Origin of the sequence: Serratia sp. Ser99 (genome assembly GCF_024519545.1) — a bacterium.
GTDB classification, from domain to species: domain Bacteria; phylum Pseudomonadota; class Gammaproteobacteria; order Enterobacterales; family Enterobacteriaceae; genus Serratia; species Serratia liquefaciens.
The window spans coordinates 625,541-647,571 of the sequence record NZ_JALJRT010000002.1; the positions used below are offsets into that span (position 1 = coordinate 625,541).

Genomic DNA, 22,031 nt, shown 5'->3' on the forward strand with positions numbered 1-22,031 from the left:
AGGCAAGCACGGTGAAGGAGATAATCGCATTGGCGCCACTTTTTGCGCTATTAAGGCGTTTTTACCTTGGCCTGGCTGTTAATCAGCCACACGCCAAACAGGATAAACAGCGTTCCCAACGTTTTCAACAGGGTGGCGGATTCGTTAAACCACGGCAGGATCACCGCGGCCAGGTACACCAGCGCATAGCTCACGCTCAGCAACGGATACGCTCGGTTTAGCGGCAGATGGTGCAGCGCGAAGAACCAGCACAGCATGGACAACGCATAACCGAAGATACCACCGCTGACCGCCAGTAGCGGCACCCAATACTGAGCAAACAGGTCTAACGTAACGTCGGCAAACGACATCAGAGGGATCTGCGCCATACCCCACTTCATCAACAGTTGCGCCAGCGTGACCAGTAGCACGCTGGCCGCGCCCCAGGCGTAGCCCCTCATGGATTGATACTCATCAGCAGGATCCCCAGCATGATCGACGCCACGCCGTACCAATGACGTGCGGTGGTGGGTTCGTTAAACAGCCACCGGGCAGCTAATGTCACCAACACAAAATTCAGGCTGAGCGTCGGATAAGCCAGGCTGAGCGGCAAACGCTGCAGCACGTTGAGCCAGACCGCCATGCCCAACCCCAGCAACAACACCGCCAGAAGCAGCCAGCGCAACGTCACCCCCCGTCTGACGTCGGGGGGCAATTGCCAACTCTGGGCCGCTTGTTTCTGGCACAGCTGCCCACCGCAGGTGAGCAGGCTGACCACCAGCACCAGCAAGTAGCCGACTATCATGGCTGCTGTTGATACCAAAGCAGCGCTAAGCGGTTCATCTCAACCACTTTGTCCGCTGCAGGTAAGGTTTCCGGCACGTGATCCCCTCTCGACAGTTGCAATACCAATGAGACGTCACCCTGTTTACGCGCCTGGGCCAACCACTGCGGGAAATCGGCATCGCTGATGAAATGGCTGCGGGAATCCGGGTAGGCCAGGCCATAAGCTACCTCACCTTTCTCGCTGAACATCAGCACATCGCTGCGCTTCAACTCCCAGGCCAGCCCTGCTGCTACCCCTGCGCTATCGGTCAATACGTAACGGCTATGGCCCAACTGCGCCATATTTACGCTGATAAAGTTTTGCGGCAGCTTGGAGTCAGTGACCTGCTGCGGAATGGCGTAACCCACCAGCAAGCACAGCAGTAGCGGACAAGCCGCCGCCCAGCGCCAGCGTTGCGCATTATTACGCGCCGACACTATGGCAAATAACAGCCAACCGCCGAACATAATAATGCCGATGACGATCTTCGGCCACTCTTGTGCCCCAAACAGCTTCACCTTCGGCAGCAATCCTGAACCCAGCACCAGCAGCGCCACCACGCAAATCAGACCAAATAAGCCGTTCAGCAATGCGTTGATCTTGAAGGTTTTGCTGCGTAGGCTTGCCGCATAATCCTCAGCGTAAGCGGCCATCAACAGCGCCAACGGCGCCATGCACGGCAAAATATAGGTCGGCAGTTTGCCTTTGGCGATGCTGAAAAAGATCAGCGGCATCATCACCCAACTCAGCAGGAAGAACAGCTCCGGCCGTTGGACGCGTTCACGCCAACCCTTAAGCAAAGATCCCGGCAACAACGCCAGCCACGGTAATACCGCCGCCATCAAAATCGGGATGTAATACCAGAACGGCGCTTTGTGCTGGGCGTTATCCTCGGCAAAACGCTGAATATGCTCCACCCAGAAGAAGTAGTTCCAGAAGTCCGGCTCACGTTGAGCAATAGCCAGCGCCCAAGGCAGGCTAAGCAATACCGCGGTCAGGATCGCCAACGGGCCGTAGATCAAGAGATCCTTGATCCGCCGCTGCTGAATGACTATCGGGATCACCGCAATCACCGGCACCGCCAGCGCCAGGAACCCCTTGGTCATAAAGCCCATGCCGCAGGCCAGCCCCAGCAGCAGGTAACCGCCGACTTTACCCTTGACCGTGGTGGCTTTCAGCGTCAGGTAATAACTGACCATGGCCGCCACCAGCCACAGGGAAATCATCGGATCCAGCACGCTGTACGTGCCGATGCTGAACACCAGCACCATCGACAGGAAAATCAACGTCGCCAGGCTGGCGCGGCGCGCGTTGCGCCACATCAGCATTGCCAGCGCGAACACCAGCACGGCGGTCATGCCGGTGCTGAATACCGAGCCAAAACGCACCGCGAAGTTGGTATCGCCAAACAGCCACTGACTGATGTTGTTGAACCAATATCCGGCAACCGGCTTTTCAAAATAACGCAGCCCAAGCAGATGCGGCACTACCCAGTCGCCGCGTTGCAGCATTTCACGGCTGATCTCGGCGTAACGAGTTTCATCCGGTTGCCACAGCAGGCGACCATTGAGGGGGATCAGGTAAACCAGAGCAAAAAAAATGGCCAACACAATGGCCCAGGATCCTTTTAGCGCCTTCATGAATCGTCCTTCACATCGGTTTGACAACCCAGCCAACCTTCGCGGCCAGGGAAAGGAGCACGCTCGACGCGGCCCAATGGCAATGACGCCAAATCTTGCGGCAACAAGGTGCTTAACGGGCAGAATTCTATGCCCTGCCGTTGCGCCCGTTGCAGTAACTGCTCAAACATTGCGGCCTGAGACATACCTTCAACTTCGGTATGAATGGTATAAACCGGCACGCCGCGATCGTTTTCAATCGCCCGTAAAATGTAATCGTTGAAGTCAGCCATACTGACTTCACTACCAATTACCTCATCAAAGGTCGGTAACGTCACCGGGATCTGCACGGTTCCCACACGGCCATCGCTTAACAGCGGACGGAACGGATGGGTACCACGACAATCGCTGTTGTAGTGAAAACCGAAGCGCTGCTTCACTTCCAGCACCCGTGTGTCCGCGCGCCAACCGGCAACGGCCGAGCATTTGACCGGCAGCCCGGTACTGGCAGTCAGCGCATCCACACCCAACTGCACCTGTTGCGTCAACTGCGCCTCAGACCAACGGCCGACCTTGGCCTGCCAGCCCTGATGATCCCAGGCGTGCAAGCCCACTTCATGTCCGGCCTGGGCGGTGAGTTTCATCAATGGCCCCAAGGCACGGGCGATATTACGCCCCGGCCAGGCGGTGCCGGCCAGCAGAATATCCCAGCCGTACAGCGACGCGGCGTTCGAGCGCAGCATTTTCCACAGGAATTTCGGACGTAAAAGGCGCCACAGATGGCGCCCCATATTGTCCGGCCCTACGCTGAAGAAGAAACTGGCCTGAATGTTGTACTTGTCGAACAACTCCAGCAACTGCGGTACCCCTTCCCGGGTACCGCTGAAGGTATCTACATCAACTCGCAGACCGACTTTCTTCATGCACCGCCACCTTCCTGAACGGTGGTGCGCAAGAAGTAGTCCAAGGTATCGGCAACGGTTTGCTGCATCGCGATGGTCGGCTGCCAATCCAGCAGGCGACGGGCATTTTTGATGCTTGGCGTACGATGCTCAACGTCCTGATAACCCTTGCCGTAATAGCTGCTGCTTTCGACATCCTTAAAGCCGGCAAACGGCGGGAAGCGGTCGCGCAACGGGTGATTATTGAAGCTTTCGAGCAGCATTTCCGCCAGTTCGCGGATGCTGGCCTCGTTGGTCGGGTTACCAATGTTGACGATTTGGCCATCGCACAGGCCGTCGCGGTTTTCGATGATGCGGAACAGCGCTTCAATACCGTCGTTGATATCGGTAAAGCAGCGTTTTTGCGCCCCGCCGTCCATCAGTTTGATCGGCGAACCTTCCACCAGATTGAGGATCAACTGGGTGATGGCACGGGAAGAACCGATGCGCGCTGCATCCAGGTTATCCAGGCGCGGCCCCATCCAGTTAAACGGACGGAACAGCGTAAACTTCAGCCCTTCTTTGGCACCATAGGCCCAGATGACTCGGTCCAACAGCTGCTTGGACACTGAGTAAATCCAGCGTTGTTTGTTGATTGGCCCGACGATCAGGCGGGAATGATCTTCGTCGAACTCTTTGTCGTCGCACATACCGTACACTTCGGAGGTGGACGGGAAGATGATGCGCTTGTTGTATTTCACGCAGTCACGAACGATTTTCAGGTTTTCTTCAAAATCCAACTCAAACACGCGCAGTGGATTGCGGGTGTACTCGATCGGCGTGGCGATGGCCACCAGCGGCAGAACGACATCACATTTCTTGATGTGATACTCGATCCACTCGGAATGGATGCTGATATCCCCTTCCACAAAGTGGAAGCGCGGGTTATCCAGGAAACGGCTGATGGCATCAGAACCGATATCCAAACCGTAAATGTCGTAACGATCGTCACGCAGCAGACGTTCGGTCAGGTGGTTACCGATAAAGCCGTTAACGCCGAGGATCAATACGCGGGTTCTGCGCTTCATCACTGCGTTGGGCTTGGCGGCCAGACGTACGTCGGTGACGATGCCCATTTCCTGCGCCAGACGGCTACCCTGTACGTACAGGCCGGCATCGTTTTGACCGGCAACGATTTCCAGTGCGCCTTCGCCGCAGGCAATGACCAGCGGAGAAGTACTGAGCACGGTGCCAGGCTGCTTGTCATGCTGCGCATCCAGCACGCGTGCACGCCAGACAATCAATTTACGCTGGCCGAGATAGCTGAAGGCGCCAGGATAAGGTTCGGTCACTGCGCGGATCAGGTTGTTGATTTCCTGCGCCGATTTATGCCACAGGATCTCGCCGTCTGCCGCAGTCCGGCGGCCAAAGTAGCTGGCTTCGGCTTCGTTTTGCGCACTGAATGTCGCCGTGCCGTTTTTCAGCTTCGGCAGTTCGTCCTTCAGCAATGACTGTGCGGCTTCCAGCACTTTTTTGTGCAGCGTCAGCGCCGTGTCGTCAGCGGTGATTGCCACTTTGCGCTGGCCAACGATATCGCCGGCATCCGGACGCTTGACCATTTTATGCAGCGTAGCGCCGGTTTCTGTTTCGCCGTTCACCAGCGCCCAGTTCACCGGTGCGCGGCCACGGTAGCGAGGCAGCAGTGAACCGTGCAGGTTGAAACCGCCAAGCGGCGCCAGCGACAGCAGCTCGTCGCTCAGCAGATTACGGTAATAGAAGGAGAAAATAATGTCCGGCTGCATCTGGCGAATGCGCTCGATCCACAGCGGGTGGTTAACGTCCTCCGGCGCATAGACCGGTAACTCCAATTCTGCACCCACACGGGCAACGGAGGAGAAGAAGTTGTTCTCACCAGGATCGTCGGTATGCGTGAATACTGCTTGAACGTCATAGCCTGCGTCAGTCAGCGCTTTCAGACCTGCGCAGCCAATATCATGGTAAGCAAATACAATAGCTTTCATCATTCTTCTTCCTGAGTATTGTGGTTCGGCTGTTCACCGACCACTTTCTGAACAAAATAACGAGGACGAGCACGCACGTCGGTATAAATACGACCGATGTACTCTCCCAACAGACCCATGCCGACAAATTGGGCGCCAATAAAGGAAAACAGCACGGCAAACAGGGTGAACACCCCGCCGCCCGCCCATTCAGGGCCCATGATCAAACGCAGGGCGATCAGCAATACCGCCAGCACGAAACCCGAAAGCGCAATCACGCTGCCCACTACGCTCAGCAAACGCAGCGGCGTGGTGGTCAAACAGGTGATCAGGTCGTACATCAGATTAATCAGCTTCATCAGGCTGTATTTAGAGTCGCCAAACTCGCGTTCAGCGTGCAGCACGTCAATTTCAGTAGTACGACGGGCGAAGGTATTCGCCAGGATCGGGATAAAGGTGCTGCGCTCGTGGCAGTTCAGCATCGCTTCGATAATGTGGCGGCGATAGGCACGTAACATGCAGCCATAGTCGCCCATCGATTTACCGGTAGCGCGCTGGATCATCATATTGATGATGCGGGAGGCGCTTTTACGGAACCAGGAGTCCTGACGGTTGGCGCGCACAGTGCCGACCACGTCGTAACCCTCTTCCGCCACCCGCACCAACCGCGGGATCTCTTCCGGCGGGTTTTGCAGGTCAGCATCCAGCGTGATCACCAGATCGCCGCTCACCTGATTGAAACCGGCCATGATTGCCGAATGCTGGCCATAGTTGCGGTTCAGCAATACGGCAATGACGCAACTGCCGGGCTGTTCGGCGGCAGCGGTCAGCATATCGGCAGAATTGTCGCTGCTGCCGTCATCGACCAGGATAATTTCATAGGGCTGGGCCAGCTGTTTACAGGCGGCGGTGGTACGTTCAAGCAAGGCAGGTAAACTTTCCTGCTCGTTGTACACCGGGATCACCACCGAAACTTTTTTAATCGGTTCAACGCGAGACACGTAACGACTCCACAACAGAAGACAAGGCTTTGACCACGCGATCAACATCAGCGTCGGTCATATCAGGGAATAGCGGCAAGGTGCACAAACGCGCCGAGTTCCATTCGGTATTAGGTAAGGACAATTGCGGATAGCGGTCGCGATAAAACTTCTGGGTATGCGCGGCACGGAAATGCAGACCGGTACCAATGCCCACCTCTTTCAGGCGTTCCATCAGTTGGTCGCGATCGATACCGCAACGCTCGGCGTCAACGCGCACCATAAACAGGTGCCAGGCGTGGTCATGCGGATAATCAGGCAACCCCAGCGGCAGGAAAGGTGAACCTTCCAGCGCGGTGAGATAACGCTGTGCCAGCTCTTTACGGCGGGCGTTCAACTGCGGCAGGCGCGCCAGCTGTACGACGGCGATGGCCGCGTGGATATCCGAAAGGTTGTATTTGTAGCCCGGCTCCACCACTTCGGCCTGCGGCTTGCGCCCCAGTTGCTGACGGTCGAAAGCGTCAACGGCCAGGCCGTGAAACTTCAGACAGCGCAGACGATCCGCCAGCACATCGTCGTCGGTGGCAATCAGGCCACCTTCGGCACAGGTCAGGTTTTTAATCGCGTGGAACGAGAAGATAGCCGTTCCTTGTGCGCCAACCCATTCACCGTTGTAACGGGAACCCACCGCATGAGCAGCGTCTTCAATCAGCGGCAGATTATGGCGTTTGGCCACGTCTCGCAATGCATCCATTTGCAATGGCGCACCAGCGTAATGCACCGGGACAATAGCTTTGGTTTTGGTCGTAATGGCGGCTTCAACATCTCTGGCATTGACCATCAACGTATCGCGGTCAACGTCGATCATTACCGGCGTGGCGCCGAGCAACTCAATCATGTTGAGGGTTGAAACCCAAGTTTGTGAGGGAGTGATGACTTCATCGCCGGGACCAATGCCCAGAGCCATCAGGGTGATATGCATGCCTGCAGTAGCGGAACAAACGGCAATCGCATGTTTGCAGCCGAAGGTGGCGCAAAACTCACTTTCCAACTGCTGATTTTGCGGTCCGGTGGTGATCCACCCTGAGCGCAATACCTTTTCTACCGCCGCGATTTCTTCATCGCCGATCGCCGGGCGTGAGAAAGGTAAAAATTGATCCATAGTTAACCCCAAACGTATCAAATTTCTTTTAATGACACTGTAGATCTCTTTTATTTAACGAATATTAAACGCCAGAGAGAATCGTTCCCGGTGGATTAACTGCCAATTTACGGCCGCAAGCTTAACTAAACCTTAAGGCGAGATTAATTATCAGCGGACTATCTGATTTGCGAGGGCCATCATCATTATTTTATATTGATTTAAAAATCAATTAGTTATAGTTATTAATAATTATTTACTTATTTTATTCGAACTAAATCAGCGTAGCACGTCAGCGACGGTTTTCAAGATTTATGAGGTGATTTTTAGCAAAGAGTGAAATAAAGCCGATGCTTACTCGGCTATTTATATCGAGTCCGTTTAATTTTCGTTTAGGCCGCATTTTCAATACGCTAACGCACTAGGCGGTTTTGGTCATAATCCAGCGTTGATCGCCCACTGCCTGCAAATGAAAATCGACGTCATAAATTTGTGACAGCAGAACCGGCTCCATCACCTCCCGCGTGCTGCCCTGAGCAACTAAGCGCCCCGCATGCAGCAGCCAGACCCGATCGGCCTGCTGTAAGGTGTGGTTGAGATCGTGCGCGCAAACCAAGGCACTGCGCCCGCTCTGGCAAAACTCTCTTAATAGTCGGTCCAATGCCACCTTTTGCGCCACATCCAGGCTGTTGGTCGGTTCATCCAACAACAGCAGTTGGCTATACGGGTTAACCGTCGGCCAGACCTGCAGCAGCACTGCAGCCAGACGTACTCGCTGCCATTCCCCGCCGGATAACTGAGTCAGCATACGCGGCAGCTTGTCCATCAGCTTTAAACGCTGGCACAGATAAAGAATGGTGCTTTCCAGCGCCTCTTCCGAAGCTCCCGCCGGTTGATGCAATGCCAGATACTGGAATACCGGCATCAACGCCACCGGGGGCTGCTGTTGGCTTAAATAACCACGACGCAGTGCCAGCTCATTGCCCTGAAAACTTTTCAGCGGATGACCGTCCAGCAGGATCTCCCCGATACCGGGCAAGATACCCGCCAGGCAGGCCAACAGCGTGCTTTTACCGGCGCCGTTCGGGCCAATAAGGTGAAACTGCAACCCAGCATCAACCTGTGCTGAAAACGGGGCCAAACGCCCTTCTACCCCAACCTGCCTGAGTTGCAGCATGATGTATTACCGCTCCTTCTTTAGTCGGCCAGCGCCTGTTTCACGGCGGCCAGCAACGCAGGATCTTCCGGCGTCGTATCCGGGGAAAAGCGTTCGATGACCTTGCCATCGCGGCCAATCAGGAATTTCTCGAAGTTCCACAGGATATCGCCAGTTTGCTTTGGTGCCCGCCCCTTGATGCTCATACGCGCCAGGAACTCACTGCCCTGTGGCGCAACGGCGTGCGGTTTGGCGGCAGTCAACGCCTGATACAATGGATGGCGGTTTTCGCCGTTCACTTCCAGTTTGGCAAACATCGGGAACTGAACGCCAAAGGTACCCCGGCAAAACGCCAGGATCTCTTCGTTGCTGCCTGGCTCCTGCCCCAGAAATTCGTTGGAGGGGAATCCCAGCACCTCAAAACCTTGATCCCGGTAGGTTTCGTACAGGGCTTCCAGCCCTTCATATTGCTTGGTCAGGCCGCATTCCGACGCCACATTCACCACCAGCAACACGCGGCCTTTATATTGTGCCAGCGTGGTAGATTGATTCTTGATGGTGTTCAGCGGAATGTCATAAATAGCTTGAGTCATGGAGCTTATCCTCTTGTTTTACTTGCAGGTGAACAGAGAAACTACCTTACGCTTTTTACCCGAGTGAGCAACCAGATAAACAGAGGTGCCCCCAGGGTGGCTGTCACCACCCCGATTGGCAATTCAGCCGACAGCAGCGTAATACGCGCCACCACGTCGGCCGCCAGCAAGACGCCGGCACCGGCCAGTGCGCAACCCGGCAGTAAATAACGCTGATTGGTCAAACCGCTAAGGCGCAGCATATGCGGTATCACCAGCCCGACAAATCCGATCACCCCCGCCAACGCCACGCTAACGCCTACCAGCCAGCCGATTGCCAGCACCAGCAGATTACGCCACAAATGCAGTGAAAGCCCGAGCTGGCGGGCCTGTACCTCACCCAGCGCCATGAAGTTCAGCGCCTTGCCCTGGCAACACAGCCACAGCACCACCGGCACCAGGGCCAGCACCAGCCATTTTTGGCGCCAGTCTACGCCGCCAAAGCCGCCCATCATCCAGTACATTAGCTGGCGCAGATCCAGGCTGGAACTGAAGTACACTGCCCAGGTCATCACTGCACTGCACACAATGCCCAAGGCAACGCCGACCAACAATAATCGCGCGTTGGTCAGACGCTTGCGACGAGCAAAGCTCAGCAGCATAAAGGTCATGATTAACGCACCCGCAATGGCGCTCAGACTCATCAACGCTACCGGCAGCAGGCCGTTGCCCAGTAATACCATTAGCACCAGTGCAACCCCGGCACCGTTAGCCACTCCCAATAAGCCAGGCTCTGCCAACGGGTTCTCAAACAAGGCCTGCATTACCGCACCGGCAATGGCCAGGCTGGCTCCGACCAACATCACCGCTAGCGCACGCGGCAGGCGTAATTGCCAGACAAACAGCTGCGCCGCATCACTTGACCACTGTGAGGGCCAAAGCCAGACATCACCCGCGCTGAGGCTAAAAACAAAAGCCACGGCAACGCCCAGCGCCAACAGCCATAAATGGCGTTTATCGCGATGACGCTGTTTGTGCAGTAATAAAGTAAAGGTCTGGCTGGTTGGCATAGGTGTGGCGATTCCCTGCGGGCCGCGAGCGGCGGTCGAATAATTGACGTCTGGGTCAAATATTAGGGGGTTAGCGCCAGAAGGGAAAGCCTTGCTTAAGGATTATGGCAGGAAAACAACGGCTGATGCTGCCCCCCTCCACTGAGGGGCAACACCAGACGTCGTACACTCAATTAGCGTCGCGGATCATTTCCGTTTTGTGGGTAGGGTTTACCGTGGTCATTGTCATTGCCGCGGCCCTTACCGTGGTCATTATCATGACGGTTGCCATCGTTACGGTTATCGCGTTCACCGTGGAACGGATTGCCGCCCCGCTCTGGACTCCGGTGATCGTTGCCGCGCGGCGGTGAGGGTTGCCAGCGACCACCGTCCCAGTACAAACCACGGCTATTACGCTCACCCACGCCGCGTCCCTGATGAGCATGCCACCACTGTGGCGGACGCCAGTCATAACCGTCCCAGTAGTAACCTCGCCGATCCTGATCCCCCAGATGGACCGAGACGCCCGGCACGTTGATATCAATGGAGACATCTGCCTGGGCCACGAGCGGCAGCAGCAGCGGTAAACACACCAGCAACAGGATCTTTTTCATTTTGGCACTCTCACTTTATTTTTTGCTGAGCTGGTTATATCAGCGCGATTATTTTACGCCTATCGCCTCAATGCCTATTTTCAGATCGTTTTCACCTCGCTTACATAATCCATACACTCTCATTTTTCAGATTAAATAAAACAGCTGCTAACAACGTTTAACGAATAGCTGACATACCGGATGCCATGCCGCTATTTATAATGACGCTGACACTTATCAAAGAGATATTATTATGATTAAACGCATTGGAATGTTGTTCACGATTGCCGTCCTGACCACCGCGCTCAGCGCCTGCTGCTTCGGCCCCCACGGTGGCGGTCATCGTGGCGGTGGTGGCCCGGGCCACTATTACAACCATTATTAAAAACCAGGAGCCGAGGCTCCTGGTTTTATTTTAGGCAAAGCGATAATATTAATATCCATAAGAAAAATCCGCAAAAAGTTTATATCTTAATATTAAACACCAACCTACTTTATTTAATCGCATAGGTTCTTACGGCCATAATTTAGGAATAACCCGAATTTTTCTTCAAAAAAAGAAAAAGGCCGCAAAAGCGGCCTTTTTTGGTTTCACGCAACTTACTCTTTCGGGCTTGCGTTCTCTACCCGACTTTTCAGTTTTTGCCCTGGACGGAAAGTGACCACGCGGCGCGCCGTAATCGGAATGTCCTCGCCGGTCTTCGGGTTACGCCCCGGACGTTGGTTCTTGTCACGCAAATCAAAATTGCCAAAACCTGACAGTTTCACCTGCTCACCGTTCTCAAGAGCACGACGTACCTCTTCGAAAAACAGTTCTACCAGGTCTTTGGCATCCCGTTTGCTAAGCCCAAGCTTTTCAAACAGGTGTTCTGACATTTCAGCTTTAGTAAGCGCCATAGGTTCAATCCCTCAAGGATGCTTGGAATCGCTGTTTTAGAGCCTCTACACATTTTGCAACGGTAACGGCTATCTCCTCTTCTTCCAGTGTACGAGCGGTATCCTGCAATACCAGACTGATAGCCAGGCTCTTATAACCCTCTGCCACGCCCTTGCCACGGTACACATCAAACAAGTTTACGCCAACTACCTGATTTGCGCCAACTTTCTTACACTCTGCCAAAATATCTTCTGCGGGGACGTTTTCAGCCACCACAACGGCGATATCTCGACGGTTTGCCGGGAAGCGAGAAATCTCCCGCGCCTGAGGCACGGCGCGGCTTGCGACCTTGTTCCACTCCAGTTCAAACACCACCGTACGGCCGTTAAGATCCAGTTTACGTTCAAGTTCCGGATGAACCACACCGATGAAACCGACACGTTCGCCCTGGAAATAAATAGCGGCGCTTTGCCCTGGATGCAGGGCTGGATTGGTCTCTGCCTTGAACTGAATTTCGGATAATTTACCGGTCAGCTCCAGGACAGACTCCAGATCCCCTTTCAAATCATAGAAGTCGACCGGCTTACGCGCCAGATCCCAATGTTCTTCATGCGTATGACCGGCAATCACCCCTGCCAGCATGACATCCTGACGGATACCCAGATTTGCCGCAGTATCAGGCACAAAGCGCAGGCCGCTTTCAAACAGGCGCAGACGAGTCTGCTGACGATTCTGGTTATATACCACCGCAGACAGCAAGCCGGTCCACAGCGACAGGCGCATAGCGGACATCTCTACCGAGATTGGGCTTGGCAGGATCAGCATTTCTTCGCCCGGGTGCAGTAAGGCCTGAACCTTAGGATCGACGAAGCTGTAAGTGATCGCTTCCTGGAAGCCGTGATCGACCAGCATGGTTTTCACACGCTTGAGCGTCAGATCCGCTTCGCGATGCTTGGTCATGATCAGGTCAGCACGTACCGGCACGTCAGGAATATTGTTGTAGCCGTAAACGCGTGCGACTTCTTCTACCAGGTCCTCTTCGATTTCCATATCGAAACGCCAGCTCGGCGCGACCGCCAGCCAGTTGTCGCCTTGCTCGGTCACCTGGCAACCCAAACGACGCAGAATATCGCTCACCTGCTCGCTCGGTACCACGTGGCCGATCAGACGGTCCAGCTTTTCGCGACGCAGGGTGATGGTGGCACGCTTCGGCAATTCGGCTTCAGCTGTCACATCGATGACCGGGCCAGCCTGGCCGCCACAGATATCAATCAGCAGGCGGGTCGCACGCTCCATCGCTTTGTACTGCAATGCAGGATCAACGCCACGCTCGTAGCGATGTGAAGCGTCAGTGTGCAAACCATTACGGCGTGCACGACCGGTAATGGACAGCGGGCTGAAGAATGCGCATTCCAGCAGCACGTCCTGAGTAGTTTCATTCACGCCGGAGTGTTCACCACCGAAGATGCCGCCCATGGCCAGCGCCTTCTGGTGATCGGCGATCACTAAGGTATCAGCATTCAGTTTGGCTTCGTTGCCGTCCAGCAGCGTCAGGGTTTCGCCTTCGCTCGCCATACGCACCACGATACCGCCTTCAATACGGCTCAGATCGAAGGCGTGCATTGGCTGGCCCAGTTCCAACAGTACGTAGTTGGTCACGTCAACCACCGCATCAATGGAGCGGATGCCGCAACGACGCAGCTTCTCGCGCATCCACAGCGGGCTTGCCGCTTTGACATCGATGCCTTTTACTACGCGGCCCAGGTAACGCGGGCACGCCTGTGGCGCGTCAACGCGAATTGGCAGCGTATCCGCAATAGTGGCCGCTACCGGGCTCATATCCGGCTCGGTCAGGGCAACCTGGTTCAGCACCCCAACGTCACGCGCCACACCGATAATGCCCAGGCAGTCGGCACGGTTTGGCGTTACGCTGATTTCGATGGTGTTGTCGTCAAGCGAGAGGTATTCACGGATATCGGTGCCAATCGGCGCGTCTTCCGGCAGCTCAATGATACCGTCGTGATCGTCGGTAATGCCCAGCTCGGAGAACGAGCACAGCATGCCTTCGGAAGGCTCGCCGCGCAGTTTGGCAGCTTTGATCTTGAAGTCACCCGGCAGTACTGCGCCTACGGTGGCAACCGCCACCTTCAGGCCGGTACGGCAATTTGGTGCGCCACAGACGATGTCCAGCAGGCGATCGCCGCCCACGTTGACCTTGGTCACGCGCAATTTGTCTGCGTTTGGGTGCTGACCGCACTCAACCACATGGCCTACCACCACGCCGTTAAAGGCGCCGGCAACCGGCTCCACGCCGTCTACTTCCAGACCGGCCATGGTAATTTGATCGGATAATGCTTCGCTGCTGATGGCCGGGTTTACCCACTCGCGCAACCAGAGTTCACTGAATTTCATGTGATATTCCCGCCTTACTTAAACTGTTTGAGGAAACGCAGATCGTTTTCGAAGAACGCACGCAGGTCGGTGACGCCGTAACGCAGCATCGTCAGACGCTCCATACCCATACCGAAAGCGAAGCCGGAATAGATTTCCGGATCGATGCCCACATTGCGCAGAACGTTCGGGTGCACCATGCCGCAACCCAGAACTTCCAGCCACTTGCCGTTTTTACCCATCACATCCACCTCAGCGGAAGGTTCGGTAAACGGGAAGTAAGACGGACGGAAACGAACCTGCAAATCTTCTTCAAAGAAGTTGTTCAGGAAATCATGCAGTGTGCCCTTCAGATTGGTGAAGCTGATGTCTTTATCGACAATCAGCCCTTCCATCTGATGGAACATCGGGGTGTGCGTTTGGTCGTAGTCATTACGATAAACGCGGCCCGGCGCAATAATGCGGATTGGCGGCTGCTGGTTCTTCATGGTGCGGATTTGCACGCCGGAAGTCTGGGTGCGCAGCAAGCGCGTTGCGTCGAACCAGAAGGTATCGTGATCGGCACGCGCCGGGTGGTGACCCGGAATGTTCAACGCGTCGAAGTTATGATAGTCGTCTTCAATCTCAGGCCCGGTCTCAACGGAGAAACCCAGTTCGCCGAAGAAAGCTTCGATACGGTCGATGGTACGGGTGACCGGATGCAGCCCACCGTTTTCCATACGACGGCCCGGCAGGGAAACGTCGATGGTTTCTGCTGCCAGTCGCTCGTTCAGCGCAGCCGATTCCAGCGTATTTTTACGCGCGTTCAGCGCATCCTGCACTGCCTGTTTTGCCTGGTTGATTACCGCGCCTGCTGCCGGGCGATCTTCTGCCGGCACGTCACGCAGCGATTGCATCTGCAAGGTAAAATGGCCTTTCTTGCCTAAATATTCGACGCGTACCAAATCCAACGCGGCAACATCCTGGGCATCTTCTACGGCTGCCTTGGCATTGGCAACCAGCTCTGCGAGATGTGGCATTGCTTTCCTCTTCCTCTGGCCGATATGGCTCTAAGTAATTGTTATCTGTTATTCGAACACGCCTTTAGCACATCTTCAAAGCATTTAACGCTTTAACCCGACTCAGAAGACGGCCAAAAACAAAAAAGCCTCCACAGGGGAGGCTTAGGCGCTACTTTTCGTTTCTTTTCTTACGCGCAAAGCCTCCTGAGATCAGGCGCTAAAGTAAAAGAAGAAACGAAAAATAGCAGCGTGCATGATTGCGTTACCTTGTCGATGATTGTCCACCAGTGATAAAGCGGCGGGCAATAAAAGTCAATATTGTCTCTGAAAGCTAAAGATTAAAAGAGGGAGCAAGCTCCCTCTTCAACTGACTTACGCCAGTGCTGCTTTCGCTTTCTCAACCAGTGCAGAGAATGCCACTTTGTCGAAGACCGCGATGTCAGCCAAGATCTTACGGTCAATTTCAATAGAAGCTTTTTTCAAGCCGTTAATGAATTTGCTGTAAGACATGTCGTTCTGACGTGCAGCTGCGTTGATACGTGCAATCCACAGCTGACGGAACTGACGCTTACGTTGACGACGGTCACGGTAAGCGTACTGACCTGCTTTGATTACTGCCTGGAAGGCAACACGATAAACGCGCGAACGGGCACCGTAGTAACCTTTCGCTTGTTTTAAAATTTTCTTGTGACGTGCGCGTGCAATTACACCACGTTTTACGCGAGCCATATGCTCTCTCCTAAAGTCTTATTCTAGATTCAAAAAAAATGGCTTAAGCGTACGGCAGGCACGCGGTAACCAGGACCAGATCGTTTTTAGACACCATGCCTTTCGGACGCAGGTGACGTTTACGCTTGGTTGCTTTTTTGGTCAGAATATGACGCAGGTTAGCATGTTTACGCTTAAAACCACCGCTGCCGGTTTTTTTGAAGCGTTTGGCTGCACCACGTACAGTTTTAATCTTTGGCATTTTAATTAAATCCACTTCGCATTGTTAAACAACGAATCAGTGAGGCGAATAAAACCCACACAACGCAAGCGCTGCGTGGGTTCGATTACTTGGAAGCCTTACTGTCTCTTCTTCGGTGCGAGCACCATGATCATCTGACGGCCTTCGATCCTCGTAGGGAAGGATTCGACAATGGCCAAATCAGAATCTTCACACAGGTCTTTACGGACGCGGTTAAGCACTTCCATACCGATCTGTTGGTGCGCCATCTCACGCCCACGGAAACGCAGGGTGATTTTGGCTTTATCGCCATCTTCCAGAAAGCGAATCAGGTTGCGTAGTTTGACCTGATAGTCGCCATCATCGGTACCAGGACGGAATTTGATTTCCTTGACCTGAATAACTTTTTGCTTCTTCTTCTGTTCTTTTGTCGACTTGCTCTTCTCGTAGAGGAATTTGCCGTAATCCATGATCCGGCAAACTGGCGGTTCGGCATTTGGGCTGATTTCTACTAAATCAACGCCCGCTTCCTCAGCTTTTTCAAGAGCTTCATTCAGACTGACAATACCAATCTGCTCGCCATCGACGCCGGTTAGGCGAACTTCTTGCGCGCGAATTTCTCTGTTAATGCGATTAGGACGCGCCGGTTGAACTCGTTTTCCGCCTTTAATACTTTATTCCTCCAGTTGATGAAGACTACGGCTGCGAATCTCTTTTTGCAGCTTGTCTACGACTTCGTTTACGTCCAGGCTTCCCAGGTCTTTGCCACGGCGGGTACGAACGGCAACTTTGCCTGATTCGACCTCTTTATCACCGCAGACCAACATGTAAGGAACCCGTCGTAAAGTATGTTCGCGAATTTTAAAGCCAATCTTCTCATTTCTCAAGTCCGCTTTAACGCGAATCCCTGCGTCCTGCAGTTTTTTGGTCAATTGCTGGACATAATCAGACTGGCTGTCGGTGATATTCATCACCACCACCTGCACCGGAGCAATCCAGGTTGGGTAGAACCCTGCGTACTCTTCGGTAAGAATACCGATGAAACGCTCCATGGAGCCCAAAATAGCGCGGTGAATCATTACCGGGACCACGCGATCGTTGTTTTCGCCAACATACGATGCGCCTAAACGGCCAGGTAAGAAGAAATCGAGCTGCACGGTACCACATTGCCATGCACGATCCAAACAATCATGCAGAGTAAATTCAATTTTTGGTCCGTAGAAGGCACCCTCACCCGGCTGATATTCAAACGGAATCCCGTTTTCAGTCAGCGCCGCAGCCAGATCCTCTTCCGCACGGGTCCACATATCGTCAGTCCCGATACGCTTTTCAGGGCGAGTAGAAAGTTTTACCGCAATCTTGTCGAAGCCAAAGGTACCGTAGACATCATAGACCATACGGATACATTCGTTCACCTCGGCACGCACCTGCTCTTCAGTACAGAAGATATGGGCGTCATCCTGGGTGAACCCGCGTACGCGCATCAGGCCATGCAGAGAACCCGAAGGCTCGTTACGATGGCAGCTGCCGAACTCACCCATACGCAGCGGCAAATCACGGTAGGATTTCAGGCCCTGGTTGAAGATCTGCACGTGACCCGGGCAGTTCATCGGCTTGATGCAATACTCGCGGTTTTCCGACGAGGTGGTGAACATGGCGTCTTTATAGTTTTCCCAGTGGCCGGTTTTTTCCCACAGCACACGGTCCATCATAAATGGCCCTTTCACTTCCTGGTACTGGTACTCTTTGAGCTTCATGCGCACAAAGGCTTCCAGCTCGCGGAAAATTGTCCAGCCATCGTTGTGCCAGAACACCATACCCGGCGCTTCTTCCTGCATATGGTACAGGTCGAGCTGCTTGCCGATCTTGCGGTGGTCACGCTTGGCGGCTTCTTCCAGACGCTGCAGATAGGCATTCAGCTGTTTCTTGTCTGCCCATGCGGTGCCGTAGATACGCTGCAGCATTTTATTTTTGCTGTCGCCACGCCAGTAGGCGCCAGACGTTTTCTGCAGTTTGAAGTGATGGCAGAAACGCATGTTCGGCACGTGCGGACCGCGGCACATGTCGACATATTCTTCGTGGTGATACAGGCCAGGACGGTCGTCATGGCTGATGTTCTCATCCAGAATCGCCACTTTGTAGTTTTCACCACGCGCGGCAAAGGTGTCACGGGCTTCTTGCCAGCTAACCTTCTTCTTGATGACGTCATAATCTTTGTCGGCCAACTCATGCATCCGCTTTTCCAGCAGATCCAGGTCTTCCTGCGTCAGGGTACGGTCGATATCAACGTCATAATAGAAACCGTTGTCGATCACTGGGCCGATAGCCATTTTGGTGTCTGGCCACAGCTGCTTGATGGCATGACCCAACAGGTGCGCACAGGAGTGGCGCATGATTTCCAGGCCTTCGGCATCCTTGATGGTGATGATAGCCAACTGCGCGTCTGATTCGATCAGATCGCCGGCATCAACCAGTTCACCGTTCACACGGCCGGCAATACAGGCTTTCGCCAGGCCAGGGCCGATATCGCGGGCAACATCCAAAGGGGAAACAGGGTGATCGAAATGACGCTGACTTCCGTCAGGAAGAGTAATAACAGGCATTAATAATTCCTTATCTACAGTGGTGACCCACACGACAGATCACATGCAGTACGAAAATTGAGTTTGGGTTTAGTCAGCCAGGTTTCAGATCTCGCCCACAATTGCCAGATTGAAACCTAACTTGGTACACAGAATGGAAAGCATACCTTCACAGCCATATTGGCTAAGCGGATAGTATCACTAAAATTGTTCCGGATAAATAAACTGCGGCACAGGCCCGGCTTTAGCGGGAAGCCCGGCGGTCCTTCAGGTAACCTAGCGCGGCAATCAGGCAGAAGGCGTAACCCAACAGCTCGCAACCCTCTTCCACCATGTTCTTCACCACTCGGTTGTAACCATCCAGCATCAGCATTTGCCACAGAGAATTCATGCCAAACAAGCGTGAAAATACCAGAATGCACAGCAGGCCTGCGCACATCATGCCGTAGCTCGGATGCGTCACGAAATGCGCCAATCCCTGCACCGTGGCCTCAATATGGCGTGACGCATACCACAGGCATCCAAGCGTCACCGCCAAGGCGAACCACAGCCAGGAACCGTGCCACAGCATATCGAAGGCAAAATCCATCTCGCGGATCAGCATGCAAAGAAAGAAACCTCCCGCCAGCACCCACGCGGGCCGATAGGCAACTTGCCGGCGTGCAGCCACAAAGAACAAGCCTGAGATGGCGGCCAGCATCACTTCCTGCGCCGATTCGGTTAAGGAGGTTTCGTAGACAAAATTATGCAACCAGTGCACATCAATGAACATTAAGCCCATCAGCGCAGCCAAAAATGCGCTGTAAAGCAGAAAGGAGCCTATTTTTCCCAGTAAAATTTGCAGATCATGTTTCATAGTCATACTCGTTATTATTTAAAGCGCGACTATGGTATTCACCTGCGCAAGGGGATCGTAGCAATTGATGCGGAATAGGCTTACTTCGTGTCTGATTTGCCACTAAAGGGCCATAAAAAACAAAAATCCCCGGCAAATTGCCAGGGAGAATGCCAGTCTTTCCTGGCTGTCACTTCACCGTCGTGAAGATCCGGGCCTCTCATCCCGATACCGAGACGCGCAAGTAAGACCCGGCTAACTCCTTGTCGCCGTTATTCTCTCACCACCACGATACGGCTGTTGGTCTTAACGCCCCACAGGCCGGCCAACGCGCTGATGACTGCGCCAATCAGCAATGCGAAGAATGACCACAGGGCCGCATGAGACAAGGCCTTAGCCGCTTCCGCTGCCTGCTCGCGCGCTTTTTGCTTCAGCTCTGTATATTCCTGCTTAGCCTGATTAATTTTTACTTCCACGTCGTTCAAGCGCTGATTCACCAACTGCGCCGTTTTGTTTTTCGCATCCACCAGGTTTTTGACGGTCTGGTCAACTTCCTGCGGTGTCATATCGGTATTCTCCGACAGCGTTTTCTTGAGCGAATCCTCATCGACGTCCTGCGAAATGGCCTCACCGTGTTTTTTCAATTTGGCAACCAGATCCTGAATAATTGCATCGCTATTCTCAGGCTGCAGCGCCAACGCTTTTACCGCGTCCCCCACTTCACTCTTGGCCGCGTCCAACTGTTGCTGCATAAACTCCGGCTGCAATGAAGGGATATCGCTTTTTTTCAGTGCCGCCACGACATTGTCTTGTAACTTTTCGGGTTCCAACTTGGTGTCGATACCCAACTTATCAAACACTTTGCCGCCGGCATCCGCGAGACCCGAAGCGCCTTTACCAATGGCTGACCCGGCACCGGAAAGCAGGCTACCGGAAGTTGAGGCAATAGCCCCCAGCGCGTTCCCGGTAGCTTTGACTGCAGACCCCACTAACAAAGCGCCCAACACGGCCGCTACAATCAGCGAGGTGGCCCAAACCAGGAAACCGTGGATTAACCCATCATTCGCTGCCAGACGACCGGCAATAAAGGCACCGGCAGCCAGGCTCAGGATGATCGAAATTGCAGACCAAACCACCACAGTAGTGCCGGCCCCGTTGACCGGATCGTCAGAGGTCGGATCGACGATGGAAAACCCCAGACTGGTCCCCAGAGTAGACAGCAGCAGCGACACCGCCAAAACGGTGATAACCCCGCCAATTACGCTGCCCCACGATATTTTTTTAACCGTTGCCAATTCGTTTGCCACTTGCATAGTAAAACTCCTTTTAAGCTTTTCGATTAAGTGAAACTGCCCGAAAGCCCTATCAGTATAGAATCCAATAAAAAAAGGGGTGGCTTAATGATCAAAAATATAAAATTAACTAATGATACATGTACTCTTTGTCCGTGTTTAGCCGGCGTTTTGCTCCCTGCACATTGCGCAAATCAGCGATGGCGAACATCTCTGGCTCCCGCTATCCTGATGCCATTAACGGCAGAGTTGAGAAGCACCCCGCATCATGAACCGGTTATTGAAATTACTCGTTGGCGCCTGCCTGGTGCTGACGGCTCTTTTTGTCCTGCTCCATCTGGGAGCAGACCGTCATCCACGGGCCATCGCGGTGAATGAGCCGCCGATGGAATGTGAGGATACACCGGAGATTGCCAATGATTGCGTGAACGACGATGACGCTAATACCGACGCCGTTCTTGAATTGCTCCCCCCTGGCAGTCCAGGTTAACGGTGTGAGAACCTTTTATTAATTCATTGTATTTTAAGTAACTTATTGCGGAAGCAATTCGCATTTCATGGCAGGCGATCAGGTTGCGCTGTCGTGTTTTAACTGAAAACAGGGAGTTCGCTTTATGACAAGTATTCTGCAGTTATTCCAGGCCATCGGACTGGGTTTGGTGCTGCTGTTGCCACTGGCCAACCCGCTGACTACCGTCGCGCTGTTGCTTGGCCTGTCGGGCAATATGACGCGCGAAGAACGCAATCAGCAGTCGCTGATGGCATCCATTTATGTGTTCTTTATCATGACGGTGGCGTTCTACGCCGGCCAAGTGGTGATGAATACCTTCGGCATTTCCATTCCCGGTCTGCGTATTGCCGGTGGGTTGATTGTGGCATTTATCGGTTTCCGCATGTTGTTCCCGCAGCAAAGCGCAGAAGACGCGCCAGAAGTGGAAACCAAGTCAAACGAACTGCGTAAGAAAACCTCGGCCAATATCGCCTTTGTCCCCCTGGCAATGCCAAGTACCGCTGGCCCCGGGACTATCGCCATGATCATCAGCTCCGCATCGAGCATTCACGAAAATACGCTGGGTTTCGCCCATTGGGTGCTGCTGGTGGCCCCGGTGGCGATTTTCTTCTCGGTTGCCTTTATCCTGTGGGTCTGCCTGCGCAGTTCCGGCGCCATTATGCGCCTGGTGGGCAAAAGCGGCATCGAAGCCATTTCGCGTCTGATGGGGTTCTTGCTGGTGTGTATGGGCGTGCAGTTTATTATCAACGGCGTGCTGGAAATCATCTCCACCTACGTGCCTGCGGCCTGACAATAAG

Annotated in this window: 24 protein-coding genes and 1 other annotated feature; of the genes, 3 read left to right on the forward strand and 21 right to left on the reverse strand. The window is 53.9% G+C overall.

Features of this window, described 5'->3' with window-relative positions; all coding sequences use genetic code 11:
* Window positions 1-50: 50 nt before the first annotated feature.
* The 11 genes from arnF to NR114_RS07035 all read right to left on the reverse strand — a co-directional run bounded on the left by arnF (window position 51) and on the right by NR114_RS07035 (window position 10,817).
* A complete protein-coding gene (arnF, locus tag NR114_RS06985) occupies window positions 51-440 on the reverse strand; it encodes a 4-amino-4-deoxy-L-arabinose-phosphoundecaprenol flippase subunit ArnF (protein ID WP_046373746.1) in 390 nt (129 codons plus the stop codon).
* Window positions 437-784, reverse strand: a complete 348-nt coding sequence (gene arnE / locus NR114_RS06990) for a 4-amino-4-deoxy-L-arabinose-phosphoundecaprenol flippase subunit ArnE (protein ID WP_048762677.1) — start codon at window positions 782-784, stop codon at window positions 437-439. The genes arnF and arnE overlap by 4 nt, the downstream gene beginning before the upstream one ends.
* On the reverse strand, window positions 781-2,445 hold the full coding sequence (gene arnT / locus NR114_RS06995) for a lipid IV(A) 4-amino-4-deoxy-L-arabinosyltransferase (RefSeq protein ID WP_256813783.1): 1,665 nt from the start codon (window positions 2,443-2,445) through the stop codon (window positions 781-783). Before arnT ends, arnE begins: the two co-directional genes overlap by 4 nt.
* Entirely contained in the window at window positions 2,442-3,347 is a 906-nt protein-coding gene (arnD, locus tag NR114_RS07000) for a 4-deoxy-4-formamido-L-arabinose-phosphoundecaprenol deformylase (RefSeq protein ID WP_020826631.1), read from the reverse strand. Before arnD ends, arnT begins: the two co-directional genes overlap by 4 nt.
* The gene (gene arnA / locus NR114_RS07005) at window positions 3,344-5,326 is read right to left on the reverse strand and encodes a bifunctional UDP-4-amino-4-deoxy-L-arabinose formyltransferase/UDP-glucuronic acid oxidase ArnA (protein WP_256813838.1); all 1,983 of its coding nucleotides are present in this window, start codon (window positions 5,324-5,326) and stop codon (window positions 3,344-3,346) included. Before arnA ends, arnD begins: the two co-directional genes overlap by 4 nt.
* Window positions 5,326-6,306, reverse strand: a complete 981-nt coding sequence (arnC, locus tag NR114_RS07010; RefSeq protein WP_020826629.1) for an undecaprenyl-phosphate 4-deoxy-4-formamido-L-arabinose transferase — start codon at window positions 6,304-6,306, stop codon at window positions 5,326-5,328. The genes arnA and arnC overlap by 1 nt, the downstream gene beginning before the upstream one ends.
* Window positions 6,293-7,447, reverse strand: coding sequence for a UDP-4-amino-4-deoxy-L-arabinose aminotransferase (gene arnB / locus NR114_RS07015; protein WP_128865391.1), 1,155 nt, complete (start codon window positions 7,445-7,447; stop codon window positions 6,293-6,295). The genes arnC and arnB overlap by 14 nt, the downstream gene beginning before the upstream one ends.
* 400 nt (window positions 7,448-7,847) lie before the next feature.
* On the reverse strand, window positions 7,848-8,603 hold the full coding sequence (gene btuD, locus NR114_RS07020) for a vitamin B12 ABC transporter ATP-binding protein BtuD (RefSeq protein ID WP_116690594.1): 756 nt from the start codon (window positions 8,601-8,603) through the stop codon (window positions 7,848-7,850).
* Window positions 8,604-8,623: 20 nt separating this feature from the next.
* Window positions 8,624-9,175 (reverse strand): glutathione peroxidase, encoded by a 552-nt coding sequence (locus NR114_RS07025; protein ID WP_256813784.1) that lies wholly within the window; start codon window positions 9,173-9,175, stop codon window positions 8,624-8,626.
* Window positions 9,176-9,216: 41 nt separating this feature from the next.
* Window positions 9,217-10,224, reverse strand: a complete 1,008-nt coding sequence (gene btuC / locus NR114_RS07030) for a vitamin B12 ABC transporter permease BtuC (RefSeq protein ID WP_020826625.1) — start codon at window positions 10,222-10,224, stop codon at window positions 9,217-9,219.
* Between the two features lie 173 nt (window positions 10,225-10,397).
* On the reverse strand, window positions 10,398-10,817 hold the full coding sequence (locus tag NR114_RS07035; protein ID WP_020826624.1) for a DUF2502 domain-containing protein: 420 nt from the start codon (window positions 10,815-10,817) through the stop codon (window positions 10,398-10,400).
* Between the two features lie 232 nt (window positions 10,818-11,049).
* Here NR114_RS07035 and NR114_RS07040 point away from each other — a divergent pair, with 232 nt between their 5' ends.
* The gene (locus tag NR114_RS07040) at window positions 11,050-11,181 is read left to right on the forward strand and encodes a hypothetical protein (protein WP_048762671.1); all 132 of its coding nucleotides are present in this window, start codon (window positions 11,050-11,052) and stop codon (window positions 11,179-11,181) included.
* Window positions 11,182-11,396: 215 nt separating this feature from the next.
* On the opposite strand, the gene ihfA is transcribed toward NR114_RS07040, so the two are convergent.
* From ihfA to NR114_RS07090, 10 genes are all read right to left on the reverse strand, one after another.
* Window positions 11,397-11,693 carry an integration host factor subunit alpha gene (gene ihfA, locus NR114_RS07045; RefSeq protein WP_004943604.1) on the reverse strand — a complete coding sequence of 99 codons (297 nt, stop codon included), beginning with the start codon at window positions 11,691-11,693 and terminating at the stop codon, window positions 11,397-11,399.
* A 4-nt stretch (window positions 11,694-11,697) separates the two neighbouring features.
* Window positions 11,698-14,085, reverse strand: coding sequence for a phenylalanine--tRNA ligase subunit beta (gene pheT, locus NR114_RS07050; protein ID WP_116690595.1), 2,388 nt, complete (start codon window positions 14,083-14,085; stop codon window positions 11,698-11,700).
* 14 nt (window positions 14,086-14,099) lie between these two features.
* On the reverse strand, window positions 14,100-15,083 hold the full coding sequence (pheS, locus tag NR114_RS07055; RefSeq protein ID WP_020826621.1) for a phenylalanine--tRNA ligase subunit alpha: 984 nt from the start codon (window positions 15,081-15,083) through the stop codon (window positions 14,100-14,102).
* 118 nt (window positions 15,084-15,201) lie between these two features.
* Window positions 15,202-15,324: a sequence feature (Phe leader region), on the reverse strand.
* Window positions 15,276-15,320, reverse strand: a complete 45-nt coding sequence (gene pheM, locus NR114_RS07060; protein WP_121626058.1) for a pheST operon leader peptide PheM — start codon at window positions 15,318-15,320, stop codon at window positions 15,276-15,278. (Overlaps the previous feature by 45 nt.)
* A gap of 113 nt (window positions 15,325-15,437) precedes the next feature.
* The gene (gene rplT / locus NR114_RS07065; protein WP_020826620.1) at window positions 15,438-15,794 is read right to left on the reverse strand and encodes a 50S ribosomal protein L20; all 357 of its coding nucleotides are present in this window, start codon (window positions 15,792-15,794) and stop codon (window positions 15,438-15,440) included.
* 43 nt (window positions 15,795-15,837) lie between these two features.
* Entirely contained in the window at window positions 15,838-16,035 is a 198-nt protein-coding gene (gene rpmI / locus NR114_RS07070) for a 50S ribosomal protein L35 (protein ID WP_004931418.1), read from the reverse strand.
* Between the two features lie 98 nt (window positions 16,036-16,133).
* Window positions 16,134-16,685: a translation initiation factor IF-3 gene (gene infC, locus NR114_RS07075; RefSeq protein WP_013812633.1), complete on the reverse strand. Its 552-nt coding sequence runs from the start codon at window positions 16,683-16,685 to the stop codon at window positions 16,134-16,136.
* Between the two features lie 3 nt (window positions 16,686-16,688).
* Window positions 16,689-18,617 carry a threonine--tRNA ligase gene (gene thrS, locus NR114_RS07080; protein ID WP_041414516.1) on the reverse strand — a complete coding sequence of 643 codons (1,929 nt, stop codon included), beginning with the start codon at window positions 18,615-18,617 and terminating at the stop codon, window positions 16,689-16,691.
* A 223-nt stretch (window positions 18,618-18,840) separates the two neighbouring features.
* Window positions 18,841-19,452, reverse strand: coding sequence for a hypothetical protein (locus tag NR114_RS07085; protein WP_048762704.1), 612 nt, complete (start codon window positions 19,450-19,452; stop codon window positions 18,841-18,843).
* 251 nt (window positions 19,453-19,703) lie between these two features.
* On the reverse strand, window positions 19,704-20,744 hold the full coding sequence (locus tag NR114_RS07090; protein ID WP_176983980.1) for a CAP-Gly protein: 1,041 nt from the start codon (window positions 20,742-20,744) through the stop codon (window positions 19,704-19,706).
* Between the two features lie 247 nt (window positions 20,745-20,991).
* Here NR114_RS07090 and NR114_RS07095 point away from each other — a divergent pair, with 247 nt between their 5' ends.
* Both NR114_RS07095 and NR114_RS07100 read left to right on the forward strand, forming a co-directional pair.
* Window positions 20,992-21,213: a hypothetical protein gene (locus tag NR114_RS07095; protein WP_020826578.1), complete on the forward strand. Its 222-nt coding sequence runs from the start codon at window positions 20,992-20,994 to the stop codon at window positions 21,211-21,213.
* Between the two features lie 124 nt (window positions 21,214-21,337).
* Window positions 21,338-22,024 (forward strand): MarC family NAAT transporter, encoded by a 687-nt coding sequence (locus NR114_RS07100; RefSeq protein ID WP_020826577.1) that lies wholly within the window; start codon window positions 21,338-21,340, stop codon window positions 22,022-22,024.
* Window positions 22,025-22,031: the final 7 nt, after the last annotated feature.